The organism is Streptomyces sp. NPDC047453, assembly GCF_040643155.1.
Classification (GTDB): domain Bacteria; phylum Actinomycetota; class Actinomycetes; order Streptomycetales; family Streptomycetaceae; genus Streptomyces.
Map to the genome: position 1 here is coordinate 1 of NZ_JBEYTS010000081.1, position 14,759 is coordinate 14,759.

Sequence of the window (14,759 nt, forward strand, 5' to 3'; positions counted from 1 at the left end):
ACAAGCTGCCCGTCCACAAGCACCGCCGGCCGGAAGGAACCCCCGGCACCCCGGAACCCCACTCCCCGCCCCCCGCGGGGGCCCCCCGCGAGCCCCGCCCCCCCGGGGCCCGCGCCCCCCCCGCCGCCCCCCGCGCCCGCCGGGCCCCCGGCGGTCGGCGTGGCCCGCTCACTCGTCGTCGGACAGCGTGATGGCGCCCACGGGGCAGGCCCGGGCAGCCTCCCGGACCATCGGGTCGCCGGCGCCGTCCTCCTTGCCGGGCAGCAGGGCACTGAAGCCGTCGTCGTCCTGGGTGAACACACCCGGCGCGGTCAGGGCGCACTGTCCGGCGCCGATGCAGCGGTCCTTGTCGATCTCGATGTGCATGACGGCAGCCTCTTACCAGCTGACGGGGAGTTCCAGCATCCCCTGGATGGTGTCGCCGGGTTTGAAGGGGATCTCCTGCGCCGGGGCGGCGAGCCGGAGCCCCGGCAGCCGTTCGAGGAGCGAGCGCAGGGCGATCTCCAGCTCGGTACGGGCGAGGTTCTGGCCGAGGCACTGGTGGATGCCGAAGCCGAAGGCGACGTGGTGGCGGGCCGAACGGTGGAAGTCGAGGGTGTCGGGCGCCGGGTAGACCTCCTCGTCGCGGTTGATGACGGAGGTGGAGAAGACCACGCCGTCCCCGGCCCTGATCGTGGTCCCGGCGATCTCGATGTCCTCGGTGGCCTGCCGCAGCAGCCCGTCCGCGATGGACAGCATCCGCATGAGTTCCTCGATCGCGTCCGGCAGCAGCGAGGGGTCGGCGCGCAGCTCGGTCAGCCGGTCGGGGTGCAGCAGGAGCGTGTAGGTGCCCAGGGAGATCATGTTGGCGGTGGTCTCGTGGCCCGCGACCAGGAGGATCATCGCCAGCGCGGTCAGCTCCTCGCGCTCCAGCTCGCCCTCGCTCAGCCGCTGCTGGACGAGTTCGTCCAGCAGGCCCTCGCCGGGCTGCCGCCGCTTCTGGTCGATCAGCTCCTCCAGGTACGTCGCCAGCCGGTCCCGGGCGTCCTGCGTGTCCTCGGCCGTCGGTCCGCGCAGCAGCAGCCTCGACTGCTCCTCGAAGAACTCGTGGTCGGCGTAGGGCACGCCGAGCAGGGCGCAGATCACCATGGACGGCACCGGCAGCGCGAAGGCGCGCACCAGGTCGACGGGCGGTCCCTGCGCGATCATCGCGTCCAGCAGTTCGTCGACGATCTTCTGGATGCGCGGCCTCAGCTCGGTGGCGCGCTTGAGGGTGAAGCTCGGGATCATCATCCGCCGCTGGGTGCGGTGCTTGGGGTCGTCGACGCCCAGGAGCGCCGGCTTGCGGTCGCGGACCGCGGCGAAGCGGGGCGTGGTGGCCGGGAAGCCCGAGCGGGTGCGGTCGGTGGACAGCCGGGGGTCCACCAGCAGGTCACGGGCGACGGCGTGGCCGGTCACGAGCCAGGCCGGGCGGCCGTCGTAGAGCCGGATGCGGGCCAGCGGCCGGGCGGTGCGCAGCGGGTCGTACCCGGTGGGCGGGTGGTAGGGGCAGGCCCGGTCCTGAGGGAAGGAGACGGGCTCGGACAGTTCGGTCAGGTCTGTCATGGAAGACCTCGCAGACGAAGGATGCGTCGTGCCGATCTTCATTAGATGCCCGGGGCACCTAGGACACGACATCAAGTTCGGCCAGATCGGGGACCTGCGGGATCTGGCTGGGAACCACCCATTCCGCATCGTAATTCGGTTGCCGCCGATACCGCGCGGGCTGCAGGATCCGGCCATGTCCACGACCGATGTGTTCCCGCCGCTGCCGTCCGCCGCCGATCTCTCCGCGCGGTCCCAGCAGCAGCCCGGCCGTCTCCGGAGGCCCGGTCCGCCGCGGTCGTGAGCACCACGCTCATCGCGGGCCTGCTCGCGGGCTACGGCATCGCCGTGCCCGTCGGCGCCGTCGCGACCTATCTCGTCACCCTGACCGCCCGTACGTCCCTGCGGACCGGCGTGTGCGCCGCGCTCGGCGTGGCGACGGCCGACGGCCTCTACGCCCTGCTCGCCGCCCTCGGCGGCTCGGCCCTGGCCGCCGCGCTGCGGCCGGTCCTCGTGCCGCTGCGCTGGGCGTCGGCCCTGCTGCTCGCCGCGCTGGCCGTCCGGGGCGCGGTCGGCGCGGTGCGGCGGTACCGCGGGCACCGGCTCGCCGCCCGCACCGCCCCACCGCCGCCGCCGAGCACGGCCCGTGCCTACCTGGCGCTGCTCGGGATCACCCTGCTCAACCCCACCACGCTGGTCTACTTCGCGGCGCTGGTGCTCGGCACCCGTGGCACACAGGCCGCGCCACCGTCCCAGCAGGCGGTGTTCGTACTGGCGGCCCTCGCCGCCTCCGCGAGCTGGCAACTCCTGCTCGCCAGCGGCGGCGCCCTGCTCGGCCGCACCCTGACGAGCCACCGGGGACGCCTGGTGACAACCCTGGCGTCCAGCACCGTAATCACGGCCTTGGCAGTACGAATGCTCCTGCCGCCGACGTAAGCGGCCCGCCCCCGGTACGCCCACGGGGACGCGCCCCGCCCGCGAGGGACGCGCCCCGCCCACAGGGCGGCGCGGTGGGGATGAATCGTGGGGGTGCGGATGTTGAATGGCGTTGCACCATCGGTCACGGGATGCGACGAGAGGACGGCCGGCATGGCTCTTGAGGGCGAGTACGAGCCCAGCCCGACGCAGTGGGTGCGGGAGCAGGTGGAGCTGTACGAGGGCTCCGGCGGCACCAAGGGGACCACGCTGCGGGAGACGGGACTGCCCGTGATCCTGCTGACCACCGTGGGCGCTCGGAGCGGCAGGATCCGCAAGACTCCGCTGATGCGCGTGGAGCACGAGGGGCAGTACGCCGTGGTGGCCTCCCAGGGCGGTGCGCCCAAGCACCCGTTCTGGTACTTCAACCTCAGGGCCGACCCCCGCGTCGAGCTCCAGGACGGTCCGGTCAAGCAGGACATGACGGCCCGTGAGGTCACCGGCGCGGAGAAGGCGCGGTGGTGGGAGCGGGCCGTGGCCGCGTTCCCCCCGTACGCCGAGTACCAGGAGAAGACCTCGCGGGAGATCCCGGTCTTCGTGCTGGAACCGGCCGCCGGGAAGTGAGTCGCGCGAGAAAATCCGGCCGGGAGGCATGAGCCCGTCCCGTCCGGGCATGCGTCTGTCAGGCCCCGCCGCGCTCCCCCGTCGCGGCGGGGCCCTTTCGTGCCCGCTCCCCCCCCCGCCGCCGCGCCCCACGCCGTGCCGCCGGCGGATTTCGGGGAACGTGTTCACCAGGACATCCGTCGAGCAGGGAGGACACATGAACGGCGGGGGCGAGGGCAACAGCGCCTACGGCCACAAGGCCTTCAAGCGATCCAGGAGCCACTTCGCGGACCGGATCACCGCCGACGGGCGGGACGGCTGGCCGGTGGAGGCCGGACGCTACCGGCTGGTGGTCAGCCGTGCCTGCCCGTGGGCGAGCAGGTCACTGGTCTCACGGCGGCTGCTGGGGCTGGAGGACGCCCTGTCGCTGGCCGTCGTGGATCCGATCCAGGACGACCGGAGCTGGCGTTTCACCCTCGACGCCGACGGCCGGGATCCCGCGCTCGGGATCCGTTTCCTCAGCGAGGCCTACGACCGGCGGGAAACCGGCTACCCCGGCGGGGTGAGCGTCCCCGCGGTCGTCGACGTGCCGAGCGGCGAGCTGGTCACCAACGACTTCCAGCAGATCACGCTCGACCTCGCCACCGAGTGGAGCGCGCTGCACCGGCCGGGCGCGCCGGATCTGTACCCGCGGGCGCGGCGCGACGAGATCGACACGGTGATGGCGGAGGTCTACGAGGACGTCAACAACGGCGTGTACCGGGCGGGGTTCGCCACGAACCAGGAGGAGTACGAGGCCGCCTGCGCGGGCGTGTTCCGGCGGCTGGAGCTGCTGGCGTCCCGCCTGGCCGGGCAGCGCTACCTCGTGGGCGACACGATCACCGAGGCGGACATCCGGCTGTTCACCACGCTGGTCCGGTTCGACGCCGTCTACCACGGCCACTTCAAGTGCAACCTGTGGAAGCTCGCCGAGAACCCCGTGCTGTGGGCGTACAGCCGGGACCTGTACCAGACTCCCGGTTTCGGGGACACGGTCGACTTCGACCACATCAAGCGGCACTACTACCAGGTGCACACGGGGCTCAACCCGACCCGGATCGTGCCGCTCGGACCGGACCTGTCGGGCTGGCTGAGCCCGCACCACCGTGAGGAACTCGGCGGGCGCCCCTTCGGCGACGGGACCCCTCCGGGTCCCGTACGGCCCGGCGAAGAGGTTCCGCCGCGAGGCCGGCCCTGACAGCCCCGGCCCCGTACCGGCAACCCCCGTACCGGCAACCCCCGTACCGGCAGAGGAGACACCGATGGCCAGGAAGAAGCACAAGATCCCGCTCGCCTACCAGCCCGTCGGCTTCGTGCTGGGCTGGGTCGGCGGCACGCTGGCGGGCTTGGCGTTCCGCGCGACGTGGAAGGCCATCCGCCACGAGGAGGAGGCTCCCGAGGCGCTCGACCATGACCGCCGCTGGGGCGAGATCCTGCTCGCCGCGGCCGTCCAGGGCGCCATCTTCGCCGTCGTGCGCAGCGCCGTCGACCGGGCGGGCGCCACCGCCGTCGAGCGCTCGCTCGGCGTCTGGCCCGCCAAGGTCAGGGACGACCACGACTGACCCTCGCCGCCGGGGAACCCCGGTGACCGCAGCCGCCGGGGCCATGACCGGCGCGGCGCCCGGCAGGGAGCCCGGCCACAGCCGCCCGCCCCGGTCAGCCCTGTTGGGGGCCGGCCTGGTGGACGCGGCGGAGGGTGAAGGTGTGGCCGGCCGGGTCGGAGCAGTTGCGTTCCTCGTACAACCCGCGGATTCAGGCACGCGCCGCGGGCGAACCCCGGCCGCACCGGCCACCCGTCAGGCGCCTGCCGCACCAGAGGAGTCCGGGCCCGGGGACGCGCCGCCGGATGAGCGGGCGGGCGCGGGCGGGCTCGTTCACCATGAACGGCATGGAGACGATGCGCGCGATCGGTCAGGACGTCCTCGGCGGTCCCGAGGTGCTGCGGGAAATCGAACTGGAGCGGCCCGTGCCCAGGCCCAACGAGGTGCTGGTGCGGGTGCGCGCCGCCGGGGTGAACCCCACGGACTGGAAACACCGGGCCAACGGCGGCTTCCTCGGTGAACCACCGTTCGTCCTGGGCTGGGACGTCTCCGGGGTGGTCGAGGCGACGGGCATCGGAGCCTCCCTGTTCCAACCCGGGGACGAGGTCTTCGGCATGCTGCCGTACCCGTTCGGCCACGGCTCGCACGCCGAGTACGTGACCGCTCCGGCCCGGGCCTTCGCGCCGAAGCCGGGCGGGATCGACCACACCGGGGCGGGCGCGCTGCCGCTGGTGTCGCTGACCGCGTGGCAGGCGCTGGTGGAGCGGGCGGATCTCCGGGCGGGGCAGCGCGTGCTGATCCACGCGGCGGCCGGCGGGGTCGGTCATGTGGCCGTGCAGATCGCCAAGGCGCGCGGCGCGTACGTCTTCGGCACCGCCGGCGCGGGCAAGCACGACTTCCTGCGCGGCATCGGCGTGGACGAGCCGGTCGACTACCGTTCCACCGACTTCACCGAGGCCGTACGGGACGTCGACGTCGTGCTGGACACCATCGGTGGCGACACCTCGCTCCGTTCGCTGCGGGTGCTGCGCCCTGGCGGGCTCCTGGTGTCGATCCTGCCGGTCGGCTCCGACGACCTCTACCAGGAGGCCGAGCGGCTCGGCGTACGGGCGGTCCGGATGCTCGTCGACGCCGACCACCACGGCATGAAGGCGGTCACGCAGCTCGTCGAACAGGGCAGGCTGCGCGCCACGATCGCCGGCACCTTTCCGCTGGCCGAGGCCGCCAGGGCGCACGAACTCGGCGAAACCGGCCGCACCACGGGCAAGCTGGTCCTGCTGATGGACTGACGCCCCGGGACCGGGCACACCGTACGCCGATGCGCCCGCTCACACGGAGCCGGACGCGGCCCCGTGCTGTTCCAGCGCCGCCTCCAGCGTCGGCTGCGGGGGCAGCAGCCGGGAGAGCCCGGTGACCTTCAGGATGCGCAGGGTCAGCGGGTGCGTGCACACCAGGTGCAGCTCTCCGCCGTGGTCGAGGGCCAGGCCGCGGGCCCGGTACAGCAGGCGCAGCCCCGAGCAGTCGAAGAAGTCCACCCGGCTCAGGTCGATCACGACCCGGGCCCCGGGCCGTGCGGTGGCCCGGTCGATGTGGGGGGCGATCTGTGCCTCCGCGGCGATGTCGATCTCGCCGCGGAACTCCAGCACGGTGTGCCCGCGGTCCCGATGGACGCGCAGATGCCGGGTGAACGGCGGCGCGGGATCCTGCTGCACGACGGCATTCCCCTCCAACCGGCTCCAAGTACGACGGGCTCGGAGATCACAGCATCCCCCGGCCTTCGGGGCCCAACACCCCTACATATTCTGCAAGTTACCCCCGTAGGAGTGAATTCCAGCATGTTCGGTTGACATATGTCTCCGAATTGCAGCCGACTACGGCTACTCGGTGGTCGGCGGGTCGAACAGAGCGCTGACCGACTCGCCGTTGTGGATGCGGCGTACGGCCTCCGCGAGGGCCGGGGCGATGGACAGGATCCGCAGCTTGTCCTTGTGGGCCCGGTACTCCTCGTCCCCCACCGGCACCGGCACGGTGTTGGTGCACACGATCTCCAGGACGTCGCTCTGCTCGGTCAGCCGTTTGAGGGCGCCCGCCGCGAACAGGCCGTGGGTGCAGGCGACACGGATGGATCGGGGCCCCAACTCGCGCAGCCGGTCGAGCAGTTCGAGCACCGTGCTGCCCTTGGCGATCTCGTCGTCCAGCACGATGACGTCCCGCCCGGCCACATCACCGATGACGGAGCTGATGGTCACCCGGTCGTCGGCGTAGCGCTGCTTGGCCCCGGCGGCCACCCGGGCTCCGATCATCCGGGCGAACGCGGCCGCCTCCTTGGCGTTGCCCAGGTCCGGGGAGACCACGGTGGTGCGGGACAGGTCGTACTGCCGGAAGTGCTCGGCGAGTTCGCGCAGCGCGTGCAGATGGTCGACGGGCACCGAGAAGAAACCGTGCACCTGCGGGGCGTGCAGCGTCATCGCCAGGACGCGGCTCGCGCCCGCCGCGACCAGCAGATCGGCCACCAGCCGGCCGCCCAGCGAGATACGCGGCGCGTCCTTCTTGTCGGAGCGGGCGTAGGAGTAGTGCGGCATCACGACGGTGATTCGCCCGGCGGAGGCGCCGCGGGCCGCGTCGCACATCAGCAGCAGCTCCACGAGATGCTCCTGCACCGGCTTGACCAGCGGCTGGATGAGGAAGACGTCCCGCTCCCGGCAGTTCGCCCGGAGCTGCACCTCCAGGCAGTCGTTGGCGAACCGGCTGACCCGCGCCGGACTGAGGGGCACACCCAGATGGGCGCAGACCTCCGCCGCCAGGTCGGGGTGGGCGCTACCGCTGAACACCGCGATGTCTCGCACGATCCGCTCCTCGCTGATCATTTTCCGACTCCCGGCTCATGCTACTGATCGCCCGGTGAAGGGCCGCGGTACGCCGCCGTCGGGGCAAGGCGGGCCCCCGGCGGGCCGCAACCGCCCTGGACCCGTCCAACTGTCCTGTCTGGCAGTGGATTTGGCGGGCATTCTCAGGAGGGAGGAAGGAGAACCGTGGGATGACGACTCCCCCCGAGCGAGCCACCCGGCGCATGCCCGGCTGGGCGAAGGCGGTGAGTGCCGTCGTGGTGGTGCTCGCGCTGCTGTTCGCCGGTGTCGCGCTGGCCGTGCTGCCCGGCATCAAGGACCTGTTCGGCACCGAGACGCACGACCGCTCGGGCCCCGCGCTCTTGAAGTCGATCCAGGACCTGAGCCGTTACGACGCCGCCTCCGGCAACTTCCAGGTCGTCGTGGACCTGGAGAAGGACAGCAAGTACCTGCCCGACGCGATCCGCGGCACTCGCACCCTGTACGTCGGGGCCGGCACCGTGGACGCCTACGTGGACCTCGGCCGGCTCGGCGACCAGGACGTGACGGTCGACGGTGACCGCACCTCGGCCACGCTGCGGCTGCCTCGCGCACGACTCGGCCGCCCGGCCCTGGACGCGGACCACTCCTACGCCGTCTCCAAGCAGCGCGGCCTGCTCGACCGCCTGGGCGACCTGTTCTCCGACAACCCCAACAGCGAGCAGGCCGTACAGCGACTCGCGGTCAAGCACATCGCCGACGCGGCGAAGGCCAGCGGCCTGACGGCCCGGGCCGAGACCAACACCACCCGCATGCTCGAAGGCCTGCTCAAGTCCCTCGGCTTCAAGGAGGTACACGTCACGTACGGGCCCTGAGCAGCCGGCTCCCTCCGGCGCGTGCGCAGGACGTTCCGTCACTCCCGCGGCGACTCCGGGAGACGTCTTCCGCACCAGGGACAGAAGTCGATGGCGATGCTCGATGTGCCGCCATCATGGATGATCAGCCCGTACTCCTGGGACTCGGCGCTGTAGCCGATCAGGACATCCGGACAGGCGAAGAGGCCGTCGTGCTGGTCGCAGCGCCTGTTCACGTGGCTGCTCATCGCATCACAGCAGTGATTGCTCATGACCTCGGCTTCTCGTCGTCATGTTCGTCTCGGGAGCCCCACTGTGGCACGTGAGCCGCCGCGGCTCAGCGCAGGGCGCGGACCATGCCGCGTGCGCGCGGGCTTGAGGTTGCGCGTAGTCCCTGGCGCGCCCGATCGTCCACTGTTGCGGCGGGCCGTGGGAAATCCGTGGGCTCCCGCCGGGGGCGGCTGGCAGGCTGGCGACCATGACCAAGTCCCTGAACGCGAGGCATCGACTCGCCACGCTCCCGCGCTACACGGCTCTGAACGGGGAGGACTTCACCGGCCAGACACTGGCCTCTGCTCGCCCCTCGGAGTTGCGCTTCACGCGATGCTCGTTCGCGGGAGCCGATCTGCGGCAGGCCACCCTGGACGGCTGCTCGTTCACGTTCTGCGATCTGAGCGGTGCGGATCTGCGCGGGGCGTCACTTCGCGGAGTGTCGCTGTCCGGCTGCGATCTCCGCGATGCCGACCTCCGCGACGCGGACCTCACCGACGCCACGTTCGGCTCGGTGAACAGCGGCAGACCACCGCACGGCCTCACCAATGTCACCGGGGTCCGCCTCGAGGGAGCGATCCTGCGCGACGTCCAACTGGACGACGTCATCGGATGGCCGGTCGAGGCCGACCCCATGGCGTAGCGGCGCGCCCAGGCCGGGCAGGGCAGGGCATCCTCGGCGGGTTCGCGGGTAACCGGCCTACGAGACAAGGGAGTTGACGACCGAGAGGACCGGCATGGCCCGTGTGGCGATCAGTCCGCGTACCGTTTTCCGCCGGCGCAAGGGCCGGTCCGGGACCGCCGAGCGGCGGGCCGGAGGTGCCCGCCGGCCGCTGGCCCGGCCGCTGCGGCTGCTGGCGATGCTGTGCGCCTTCGCCTTCATGGTGGCGTTCGCGGTCGTCCTGGCGCAGCTGACACTGGAGCCGTCACCCGCGTCGGCGTCCATCGCGCACAGCAATCTGCGTCCGGGAAGCTCGCTTCGGGCCTATCTGGAGGGAGCGGGGACGCAGGAGGCGGTCAAGCAGATCGGCGGAAACGTGCTGCTCGGTATGCCGTTCGGCGTGCTGGTGCCGATCGTGGCGCCGGGGGCCCGCGGAGCCCTGCGGGTGCTGCTGCTGACCGCGACGGTGATGCTGCTGGTGGAGTTCGCGCAGGGCGCCCTGATCACCGGGCGGGCCTTCGACATCGACGACGTCGTCCTCAACACCATCGGCGCGCTGCTGGGTTACCTGCTCCTGGGCCGGAGGATGGGCCGGGCCGTACACGCGCGCAAGACGCGTGAGTGATGGCCGGAATTGGTCCGTACCACATATTGACGGCCCCTTATCTCACTCCTTGAATCAAGGGCGACACATTCACCCCCCACAACGGTCGGCGGCCCGGGCCCGGACCGCCGCACGGAAAGGAGAGCCGTGGCCCGTCCACGCCTGCTCCGCAGATGCCTGTTCGCCGCCCTGTCCGCCGTCCTGGTCGGCTCCGCCGCCGTCGTCCCGGCACGGGCCGACTCGCCGAAGGCGGCCACCCCCACGGCGGTCACCCCGAAGGCGGCCGCCGCCGTCACGTTCTCCGACAACTTCGACGGCCCCGCCGGCGCGGCCGTCGACTCCTCCAAGTGGCAGATCGAGACCGGCGACAACGTCAACAACCACGAACGGCAGTACTACACGTCGGGCAACAAGAACGCGGCGCTCGACGGCCAGGGCCATCTGGTGATCACCGCCCGGCGCGAGAACCCCTCCAACTATCAGTGCTGGTACGGCACCTGTCAGTACACCTCGGCCCGCCTGAACACCTCCGGGAAGTTCACCGCGCAGTACGGGCACGTCGAGGCCCGGATGAAGGTCCCGCGGGGGCAGGGCATGTGGCCCGCGTTCTGGATGCTCGGGACGCCGGTCAACTGGCCCGACTCCGGCGAGATCGACATCATGGAGAACGTCGGTTTCGAGCCGTCCACCGTCCACGGCACCATCCACGGCCCCGGCTACTCCGGCTCGGGCGGCATCGGCGCGGGCTACACGCTGCCGAACGGACAGGCCTTCGCGGACGCCTTCCACACCTTCGCCGTCGACTGGGCGCCGGACTCGATCACCTGGTCCGTGGACGGCAACGTCTACCAGCGGCGCACGCCGGCCGACCTGGGCGGCAGGACGTGGGTGTTCAACAAGCCGTTCTTCCTGATCCTGAACCTGGCCGTGGGCGGCTACTGGCCGGGCGACCCGGACGGCTCCACCTCCTTCCCGCAGCAGCTCGTGGTCGACTCGGTCTCGGTGACCACGAGCGACACGTCCGTCGGCGGTGCGATCCGCGGGCTGGCCGGCAAGTGCGTGGACGTGGCCGGGGCGAACTCCGCCAACGGCACCCCGGTGCAGCTCTACGACTGCAACGGCACCGCGGCCCAGCAGTGGACGGTCGCCTCGGACGGCACCCTGCGCGCGCTCGGCAAGTGCCTGGACGTCACGGACCGCGGCACCGCGGACGGCTCCACCGTCCAGTTGTGGGACTGCGGCGGCGGCGCGAACCAGAAGTGGGTCGTCTCCTCGGCGCACGACATCGTCAACCCGCAGGCGAACAAGTGTCTGGACGTCACCGGAAACAACTCCGCCAACGGCACCCGGCTCCAGATCTGGACCTGCACGGGCGGCGCCAACCAGAAGTGGACGGTGGGCTGAGCCCGTGGACCGGTGCTGACGGCTAGTGCACGCGGCTAGTGCACGGTCCAGGTGAACTTGTCGCCGCCGACCCAGCGGATCACGTCCGGATCGTCGAGGTCGTGGACGCTGATGCCGAAGGCGGCGGCGGCTTCGAGGACGTCGATGACGGTCTTCGCCTCGCCGACCACCTCACCGTCGATCTCCACGATACGGAAGGGCGGACTGCCCGGCTGCACGCCGAGTACGAGGATCCGCGGCCGCGCGATGTACGGGGTAGCGACTTCGGTCATGCCATCCAGCCTAGAACGCCGACCGCGGCGACGGGTTTCCGGCGCCACCGGGCCCGGGGTTCCGCGCCGCCGCGGCGTCCGCCCCGACGGGCCGGCCCGGAAGCCTCCGGGCCGGCCCGTCGGGTGCCTTCCGGTGCCGTGTGGTGCGGTCCCGGTGGCGCCGGGGAACCCTGGGGGTGGAGGTGACGATGGACCCTGTCGAGGCACTGGACCGGATCGCCTTCCTGCTGGAGCGGTCCCTGGCGCCGACCTACCGGGTGCGCGCCTTCCGCACCGCCGCCCGGGTGCTGTCCGGGCTGCCCGAGCGCGAGGTGGCCGAGCGCGCCACGGCCGGGACGCTCCAGTCGCTCAAGGGCGTCGGTCCGAAAACCGCCCAGGTGGTGCGGGAGGCACTGGCCGGGCAGGTGCCCGGCTATCTGCGGAACCTGGAGGACGAGGCGGACGAACCGCTCGTCGCGGGCGGCGAACGGCTGCGGGCGCTGCTGCGCGGCGACTGCCATCTGCACTCCGACTGGTCCGACGGCGGTAGCCCGATCGAGGAGATGGGCCGGACCGCGGCGCGCCTCGGGCACGAGTGGGCGGTACTCACGGACCACTCGCCGCGGCTGACGGTGGCCCGCGGGCTGTCCGCCGAGCGGCTGCGCGAGCAGCTGGAGGTGGTCGCGGAGCTGAACCGGACGTGGGCGCCGTTCCGGCTGCTGACCGGCATCGAGTGCGACATCCTCGACGACGGCTCGCTCGACCAGGAGCCGGAGCTGCTGGAGCGGCTGGACGTCGTGGTGGTGTCGGTGCACTCCAAACTGCGGATGGACGCCCGGTCGATGACCCGCCGCATGGTGGCCGCCGTACGCGATCCGCACTCCGACGTCCTCGGCCACTGCACCGGACGGCTGCTGACCGGGCGGGGTCGGCCGGAGTCGGAGTTCGACGCGGACGCGGTGTTCGCCGCGTGCGCCGAGACCGGCACGGCCGTGGAGATCAACAGCCGCCCGGAGCGGCTGGACCCGCCGCGGCGGCTGCTGCGCCGGGCCGTCGAGGCCGGCGTGCTGTTCTCCATCGACACCGACGCCCACGCGCCAGGCCAGCTGGACTGGCAGATCCACGGGTGCGCGCGGGCCGAGGAGTGCGGGGTGCCCCCGGAGCGCGTGGTGACCACGTGGACCGGGGAGCAGCTGCTGAGCTGGACCCGCGGGCGCCGGACGCCGTGAGGCGTGCCGCCCGCGCATCCCTCGGCGCTCGCCCGTGCGGCGCCCGTCCATGCGGTCCGCGGCCATACGGTCCGTGCCCGTGCGTCCGCGTCGGCCGGCCGGGACCGGGTACTCGGTGGACCGCACTGTCAGCCGCCGCCGAGAGGAGCCGAGGGTGAGCAGCGCTTCGGGCAGCCGGGTCGTCGTCACGGGCGCCACCGGCAATGTCGGCACGAGTGTCGTACGCGTCCTCTCCGAGGATCCGGAGATCGGGTCCATCCGGGGACTGGCCCGCCGGATCCCACAGTGGTCGCCGCCGAAGACGCAGTGGTCGGCGGTGGACGTGTCCTTCGAGCAGTCCGGGCTGGCCGGGGAGTTCGCGGGCGCCGACGCCGTGATCCATCTGGCCTGGGCCTTCCAGCCCACGCACGATCCGGCAGCCACCTGGCGCACCAACGTGCTGGGGAGCATCCGGGTCTTCGACGCGGTGGCCACCGCACGGGTGCCGGTCCTGGTGCACGCCTCGTCGGTCGGCGCGTACTCACCGGGGCCGAAGGACCACGCGGTGGACGAGTCGTGGCCGACCCACGGCTGGCCGGACGCCGCGTACTCCCGGGAGAAGGCGTATCTGGAACGGGCCCTGGACACCTTCGAGCGGGACCATCCGGACGTGCGGGTGGTCCGGATGCGCCCGGCCTTCCTGTTCAAGCGGGAGTCGGCGAGCGAGCAGCGCCGGATCTTCGGCGGCCGGTTCCTGCCGGGGCAGCTGGCCCGGCCCGAGTTGATGCCGTTCCTGCCGGACGTCCCGGGCCTGCGGGTACAGGCGCTGCACACGGACGACGCCGCCCGGGCCTACCGGCTGGCGCTCGCGCAAGAGGTGCGGGGCGCGTTCAATCTGGCCGCCGAGCCGCCACTCGACGCGCAGGTGCTGGGCGAGCTGCTCGGCTCCCGGCCCGTACGGCTGCCGCGCATCGCCGCCCGCTCGGCGATCGCAGCCGCGTGGGGGCTGCGCCTGCTGCCCGCCTCCCCCCAGCTGTTCGACGCGGTCCTCCACCTCCCCCTGATGGACTGCACCCGGGCCCACACCGAACTGGGCTGGCGCCCGGAGCGTACGGCGACGGAGGTCCTCCAGGAGTTCCTCGAGGGGTTGCAGCGGGGCGAGGGCGAGGACACGGAGCCGCTCCGGGGCCGCAAGGCCGGGTGAGCCAGGGCCGCGCCGGGGCCTGCGCTCGGCAACGGCAGGGGTCCCCCGAGGGGAGCCGGGCCACGGGCCACGGCCCCGGAGGTGTCAGCCGTGCGCCCGCAGCGCCCGCATCTGTTCCTCCAGCGGACCGAGTCCGACGTCCCGGCGGCGCTCGTCGAGGGTCTGCGGGCGGCGCACGGGGTACGGGCGCAACGTCACGGGGTTGATTCGCGTCCCGTAGAACTGCGGCTCGCCCAGTTCCACGGCGCAGTGGTCGGCGATGTAGGCCAGGTGCACCGCGGGGCAGCGGCCGTCCGCCGTGGCCTGGGCGATCAGATCCCGGCACCGCATCCGGAAGCCCAGGTCCGGGGCGTGCAGCAGGATCATCAAGGCGGCCGTCGAGGCGGCCTCGCCGACGGCCTCGACGGCCGGCCAGCCGTGCAGGCGCACGATCACCGCGAGCGCCTCAGCGTTGTCCCGGCGGCACCGGGCCACACTCCGTCGCCGCTCCGCCGTGGGCGCGGCCCCCGCCTCCCGCGTCGACTCCCGGTCCGCGTCGGCCCTGCGCACCAGCTCGGCCGCCACCAGGGAGGCGGCCTCCCCGACCAGCGGCACCGCGTCCGGCCCTACCGCCGGCACCGCGTCCCGCCCCACCGCCGGCTCCGCATCCCGCCCGACCAGCGACACGGCATCCCGCTCGGCCAGCGGCACCGCATCCCGCCCCACCGCCGGCACCGCGTCCCGCCCGGCCAGCGGCACCGCATCCCGCCCGACCAGCGGTACCGTCGCCTCGGTCGGTCCCGTCACCGGTGTGCCCGGGACCGCACGGGCGGGCAGG

18 protein-coding genes are annotated in these 14,759 nt (G+C 72.5%); 11 read left to right on the top strand and 7 right to left on the bottom strand.

Annotation, left to right across the window (positions count from 1 at the left end; translation table 11 throughout):
- Positions 1 to 168: 168 nt before the first annotated feature.
- Positions 169 to 366 carry a ferredoxin gene (locus ABZ818_RS36665; RefSeq protein ID WP_361424750.1) on the bottom strand — a complete coding sequence of 66 codons (198 nt, stop codon included), beginning with the start codon at positions 364 to 366 and terminating at the stop codon, positions 169 to 171.
- Positions 367 to 378: 12 nt separating this feature from the next.
- Positions 379 to 1,584 (bottom strand): cytochrome P450, encoded by a 1,206-nt coding sequence (locus tag ABZ818_RS36670; RefSeq protein ID WP_361424753.1) that lies wholly within the window; start codon positions 1,582 to 1,584, stop codon positions 379 to 381.
- Positions 1,585 to 1,863: 279 nt separating this feature from the next.
- Between ABZ818_RS36670 and ABZ818_RS36675 the strand changes: the two genes are divergently transcribed.
- From ABZ818_RS36675 to ABZ818_RS36695, 5 genes are all read left to right on the top strand, one after another.
- Positions 1,864 to 2,499: a LysE family transporter gene (locus ABZ818_RS36675; RefSeq protein WP_361424755.1), complete on the top strand. Its 636-nt coding sequence runs from the start codon at positions 1,864 to 1,866 to the stop codon at positions 2,497 to 2,499.
- Positions 2,500 to 2,652: 153 nt separating this feature from the next.
- A complete protein-coding gene (locus tag ABZ818_RS36680) occupies positions 2,653 to 3,102 on the top strand; it encodes a nitroreductase family deazaflavin-dependent oxidoreductase (protein WP_361424758.1) in 450 nt (149 codons plus the stop codon).
- A gap of 196 nt (positions 3,103 to 3,298) precedes the next feature.
- Positions 3,299 to 4,318: a glutathione S-transferase C-terminal domain-containing protein gene (locus tag ABZ818_RS36685; protein WP_361424761.1), complete on the top strand. Its 1,020-nt coding sequence runs from the start codon at positions 3,299 to 3,301 to the stop codon at positions 4,316 to 4,318.
- A gap of 64 nt (positions 4,319 to 4,382) precedes the next feature.
- Positions 4,383 to 4,682, top strand: coding sequence for a DUF4235 domain-containing protein (locus ABZ818_RS36690; RefSeq protein ID WP_361424764.1), 300 nt, complete (start codon positions 4,383 to 4,385; stop codon positions 4,680 to 4,682).
- A gap of 317 nt (positions 4,683 to 4,999) precedes the next feature.
- A complete protein-coding gene (locus ABZ818_RS36695; protein ID WP_361424834.1) occupies positions 5,000 to 5,950 on the top strand; it encodes an NADP-dependent oxidoreductase in 951 nt (316 codons plus the stop codon).
- A 39-nt stretch (positions 5,951 to 5,989) separates the two neighbouring features.
- Here ABZ818_RS36695 and ABZ818_RS36700 read toward each other — a convergent pair whose 3' ends face one another.
- Together ABZ818_RS36700 and ABZ818_RS36705 are read right to left on the bottom strand one after the other, a co-directional pair.
- A complete protein-coding gene (locus ABZ818_RS36700) occupies positions 5,990 to 6,373 on the bottom strand; it encodes an anti-sigma factor antagonist (RefSeq protein WP_361424767.1) in 384 nt (127 codons plus the stop codon).
- A gap of 165 nt (positions 6,374 to 6,538) precedes the next feature.
- Positions 6,539 to 7,507: a ribose-phosphate pyrophosphokinase gene (locus ABZ818_RS36705; RefSeq protein ID WP_361424837.1), complete on the bottom strand. Its 969-nt coding sequence runs from the start codon at positions 7,505 to 7,507 to the stop codon at positions 6,539 to 6,541.
- Between the two features lie 191 nt (positions 7,508 to 7,698).
- Here ABZ818_RS36705 and ABZ818_RS36710 point away from each other — a divergent pair, with 191 nt between their 5' ends.
- Complete coding sequence (locus ABZ818_RS36710; protein WP_361424770.1) at positions 7,699 to 8,361, top strand: DUF4230 domain-containing protein; 663 nt, start codon at positions 7,699 to 7,701, stop codon at positions 8,359 to 8,361.
- Positions 8,362 to 8,399: 38 nt separating this feature from the next.
- Here the strand turns inward: ABZ818_RS36710 and ABZ818_RS36715 are convergent, their stop codons facing one another.
- Positions 8,400 to 8,588, bottom strand: a complete 189-nt coding sequence (locus ABZ818_RS36715) for a hypothetical protein (RefSeq protein ID WP_361424773.1) — start codon at positions 8,586 to 8,588, stop codon at positions 8,400 to 8,402.
- A 230-nt stretch (positions 8,589 to 8,818) separates the two neighbouring features.
- On the opposite strand from ABZ818_RS36715, the gene ABZ818_RS36720 reads away from it, so the two are divergent.
- The 3 genes from ABZ818_RS36720 to ABZ818_RS36730 all read left to right on the top strand — a co-directional run bounded on the left by ABZ818_RS36720 (position 8,819) and on the right by ABZ818_RS36730 (position 11,279).
- Positions 8,819 to 9,253, top strand: coding sequence for a pentapeptide repeat-containing protein (locus tag ABZ818_RS36720; RefSeq protein ID WP_361424776.1), 435 nt, complete (start codon positions 8,819 to 8,821; stop codon positions 9,251 to 9,253).
- A gap of 94 nt (positions 9,254 to 9,347) precedes the next feature.
- The gene (locus tag ABZ818_RS36725; RefSeq protein WP_361424840.1) at positions 9,348 to 9,896 is read left to right on the top strand and encodes a VanZ family protein; all 549 of its coding nucleotides are present in this window, start codon (positions 9,348 to 9,350) and stop codon (positions 9,894 to 9,896) included.
- A 126-nt stretch (positions 9,897 to 10,022) separates the two neighbouring features.
- Positions 10,023 to 11,279, top strand: coding sequence for a family 16 glycosylhydrolase (locus tag ABZ818_RS36730; RefSeq protein ID WP_361424779.1), 1,257 nt, complete (start codon positions 10,023 to 10,025; stop codon positions 11,277 to 11,279).
- Positions 11,280 to 11,314: 35 nt separating this feature from the next.
- Here ABZ818_RS36730 and ABZ818_RS36735 read toward each other — a convergent pair whose 3' ends face one another.
- Positions 11,315 to 11,551, bottom strand: coding sequence for a hypothetical protein (locus ABZ818_RS36735; protein WP_361424782.1), 237 nt, complete (start codon positions 11,549 to 11,551; stop codon positions 11,315 to 11,317).
- Positions 11,552 to 11,739: 188 nt separating this feature from the next.
- Here ABZ818_RS36735 and ABZ818_RS36740 point away from each other — a divergent pair, with 188 nt between their 5' ends.
- Both ABZ818_RS36740 and ABZ818_RS36745 read left to right on the top strand, forming a co-directional pair.
- Positions 11,740 to 12,759, top strand: a complete 1,020-nt coding sequence (locus tag ABZ818_RS36740) for a PHP domain-containing protein (RefSeq protein WP_361424785.1) — start codon at positions 11,740 to 11,742, stop codon at positions 12,757 to 12,759.
- A 154-nt stretch (positions 12,760 to 12,913) separates the two neighbouring features.
- Positions 12,914 to 13,942: an SDR family oxidoreductase gene (locus ABZ818_RS36745; RefSeq protein ID WP_361424788.1), complete on the top strand. Its 1,029-nt coding sequence runs from the start codon at positions 12,914 to 12,916 to the stop codon at positions 13,940 to 13,942.
- A gap of 84 nt (positions 13,943 to 14,026) precedes the next feature.
- On the opposite strand, the gene ABZ818_RS36750 is transcribed toward ABZ818_RS36745, so the two are convergent.
- On the bottom strand, positions 14,027 to 14,728 hold the full coding sequence (locus tag ABZ818_RS36750) for a DUF6624 domain-containing protein (protein WP_361424791.1): 702 nt from the start codon (positions 14,726 to 14,728) through the stop codon (positions 14,027 to 14,029).
- Positions 14,729 to 14,759 lie beyond the last annotated feature (31 nt).